Raw genomic sequence first — 3,255 nt, 5'->3', positions numbered from 1 at the left:
GGGAGAAGGAACGGGCCATCCTGTTCGATCTGGAACTGCGGACGCTGCCCGAAGACCCAATCGACCTCGCTCCCGCCGAGCAGGCGTCGGCAGCTGCCCGCGCGATCTGGACGACCGCCGTCGACGAGGCGGCGCGCGCCAAGGGCCAGCCCTATTTCCGCAGCACCGGGCACCAGCCGAGCCCCGACCATCGCTATTTCGCCTGGGCCGAGGATGTCATCGGCAACGACCGCCACCGCATCTGCATCCGCGACAATGCGAGCGGCGACGTGCGTACGATCGTCGACAAGGATGCCTATGGCTATGGCGGGCTCGTCTTCGCGCCCTCGTCGCGCTGGCTGTTCTGGATCTGGCGCGACGCGCGCAACCGGCCGACGCGGCTGTACCGCACCTCGGTCGACGGCAAGGTCACCGACCTCGTCTATGAGGAAAAGGATCCGGCGATCTTCATGCAGGTGAAGCGCACGGCCGCCGACGGCTTCATCGCGCTGACCCTCGCCGGTCCCGAGACCGCTGAGGTGCGGCTGGTGTCCGCGGCCGACGAAACGGCCGCGCCCGCCGTCGTCTGGCCGCGCAAGGTCGGGGTGCTCTATGAAATCGACGAATGGAACGGCCGCCTGATCGTGCTCACCGATGCCGGTGACGCGTTCGACATGGCGCTGCTGCGCCTCGATCCCAGGAGCTTTCGCACCCTTGGAACGCTCGTCCCGCATCGCGCGGGCACCCCGATCCTTCAGGTCCAACCCTTCGCAGCCGCGCTGGTGCGGCTCGAACGCGTCGACGGCCTCCACCGGCTCGTCATCCTCCGCCCCGACGGGTCGGAGCGGACCGTCGCCTTCGACGACCCCGCTTATGCGATCGAACTCCCGGGCGAGCAAAGCTATGGTGCATCATCGGTGATGATCGTCCACCAGTCGCCCAAATCGCCGCGCCGCTGGATCCGCGTCGATCTGGTCAGCGGCCAGCAGAGCGTCGTCCAGCAGCAGGCGGTCGGCAGTTTCGACCCCGATGACTATGAAGTCGAACGCCTGCTCGCCCCCGCCCCCGACGGCGAAATGGTGCCGATCACTTTGCTCTCACGCCGCGGGGCGCCGAAAGACGGCAAGGCGCCGCTGCTCCAATATGGCTATGGCGCATACGGCGTGCCGAGCGATCCCGAATTTTCGATCCCCGCGCTCGCGCTCGTCGACCGCGGCTGGCGCTACGCGATCGCGCATGTGCGCGGCGGGTCGGAGAAAGGACGCCGCTGGTTCCTTGGCGGGCGCAAGTTCACCAAGCGCAACAGCTTCACCGATTTCATCGCCTGCGCCGAATATCTCGCAGCCGAGGGTAATACCGCGAAGGGCAAGGTGGTTGCCTATGGCCTGTCGGCGGGCGGGCTGCTTGTGGGCGCCAGCATGAACATCGCCCCGACTTTGTGGGGCGGTGTGATCGCGCAGGTGCCCTTCGTCGACATGCTCAACACGATGAGCGACGGCGCGCACCCGCTGGTGCCGCTGTTCCGTCCCGACTGGGGCGACCCGCTCGCCGATGCCCAGGCCTATGACTATATCGCCTCGATCTCGCCCTATGAGAATGTCCGGGCGGCAGCCTACCCGCCCCTGCTTTGCACCGCCGGCCTCAAGGACGACCGTGTCGCCTATTGGGAGCCCGCCAAGCTGGTCGCCGAAGTGCGGCGGCGCTCGACGAGCGGCAACCCCGCGCTCTTGCACACCGACATGGACAGCGGCCACCAAGGGAGCGCCGACCTGAAAAGCGAATATCAGCAGAAGGCGCTGTTCTGGGCCTTCGCGATGCGCTGCGTCTAGAAGCCGCGGAACGACGGCACCGGCGCGAACATGAGCATAAGAAAGCCATAGGCGCTCGCGAGCAGCAACAGCACGCCCGCCGCGCCGACCAGCCAGTCGGCGCGCAGGCGGCGGACCAGATACGCCCCGATCGGCGCGGCGATCACGCCGCCGATGAGCAGACCGATTGCCGCAGTGCTGAAGCTTTGCCAGCCCATCGTGCCAATGAACCCGGCCGCGATCGTCACCGTGACGAAGAATTCGGACGCGTTCACCGTGCCGATGACGGTGCGCGGTTCGGCGCCCTGCGCGAGCAGATTGGCGCTGACGATCGGTCCCCAGCCGCCACCGCCTGACCCGTCGGCGATACCGCCGATCAGGCCGAGCGGCCCGACGAACTTGATGCTGCGATAGGTTTGCGGGCGCCGTGCGCCGCGCCAGAGCAGATAGATGCCGACCGCGCCGAGATAGGCGAGCACCACCGGCCGCGCGATGCTGTTGTCGATATTGGTCAGAACCCACACGCCGATCAGCCCGCCGACGATGCCCGGAACGACGAGCCGGCGGAAGAGCCGCCAGTCGACGTTGCGCTGCATCGCGTGTGCGAGCCCCGAGACGCCGCCGGTAAAGCTTTCGGCGATATGTACAGCCGCCGAAGCCGACACCGGCGGAAGCCCCAGGACGAGCAGCAGCGCGGTGCCGATGACGCCGAACGCCATGCCGAGCGCGCTATCGATCAGCTGCGCAGCAAATCCCACGATAATGAAGGGCAGCAGCGCCCAGAGCGTCAACCCGTCGAACGCCATCATCGGGCCGCCCACCGGGTGCGCGTCGTTTTTGGGGTCCGGCGCGTAAACAGGAACACGGCGGGAAAGCCGAGCGCGATGAGCGACAGCGCGCCAGCGAAGATCGGCGCGCCGCCCGCCAGCCACGGGAGCACCGCGGCCCAGATCGACACGCCGAGTACGGTCAGCAAAATCTGTTCCTGATCGATCTCGGTGGCGACCGCGAGCGGGACGCCGCGCGCATCGGCGCGCAGTGCCTCCAGACGGCGCGCGACCGGACTGTGCGGGGCCGCGCGCCGCCCGGGGATCAGCGACGACAGCACCGACCCCAGCCCCGCGCCGACCAGCCGGATGCCGACCGCGCGGGCAAAGACGCGCGGTTCCTCAAGCCTGTCGCCGACCGCACGCAGGCTGAGCCGCCCGCCGAAAACCAGATCGATCAGCGCCTCGCCGGTCACCGCCTTGATCGGCCGATCCTGTACCGCGTGACTCGCCTCGATCCAGTCGAAGATCGCGTTGGGCACATCGATGCCGCACGCGCGTTCGAGACCCTGGAATCCGGGCGCGCTATTGGCCTCGCAGATCCGGTATCCCTCATTGTCGAACAGGATATCGATTCCCGCAACCTCCAGCCCCAGCGTGTCGGCGGCGCGTGCGGCGAGGTCGGCCATTTCGCCCGTCGG

Annotated in this window: 3 protein-coding genes; 1 reads left to right on the top strand and 2 read right to left on the bottom strand. The window is 68.0% G+C overall.

Annotated features, from left to right (window positions below; translation table 11 throughout):
* On the top strand, nt 1-1,808 hold a 1,808-nt coding region (locus tag VJ811_RS17600; protein WP_324074784.1), incomplete at its 5' end, for a prolyl oligopeptidase family serine peptidase.
* Here the strand turns inward: VJ811_RS17600 and VJ811_RS17595 are convergent.
* Both VJ811_RS17595 and VJ811_RS17590 read right to left on the bottom strand, forming a co-directional pair.
* Nucleotides 1,805-2,596, bottom strand: coding sequence for a sulfite exporter TauE/SafE family protein (locus VJ811_RS17595; RefSeq protein ID WP_324074780.1), 792 nt, complete (start codon nt 2,594-2,596; stop codon nt 1,805-1,807). The two genes, VJ811_RS17600 and VJ811_RS17595, sit on opposite strands and share 4 nt — an antisense overlap.
* Nucleotides 2,593-3,255 (bottom strand): ATP-grasp domain-containing protein (locus VJ811_RS17590; protein WP_414711973.1); only part of this gene is annotated, 663 nt, incomplete at its 5' end. The genes VJ811_RS17595 and VJ811_RS17590, both read right to left, overlap by 4 nt.

This window comes from Sphingopyxis sp. (genome assembly GCF_035250425.1).
Taxonomy (GTDB): Bacteria; Pseudomonadota; Alphaproteobacteria; order Sphingomonadales; family Sphingomonadaceae; genus Sphingopyxis.
This window is presented reverse-complemented; position numbering and strand designations above follow the sequence as displayed.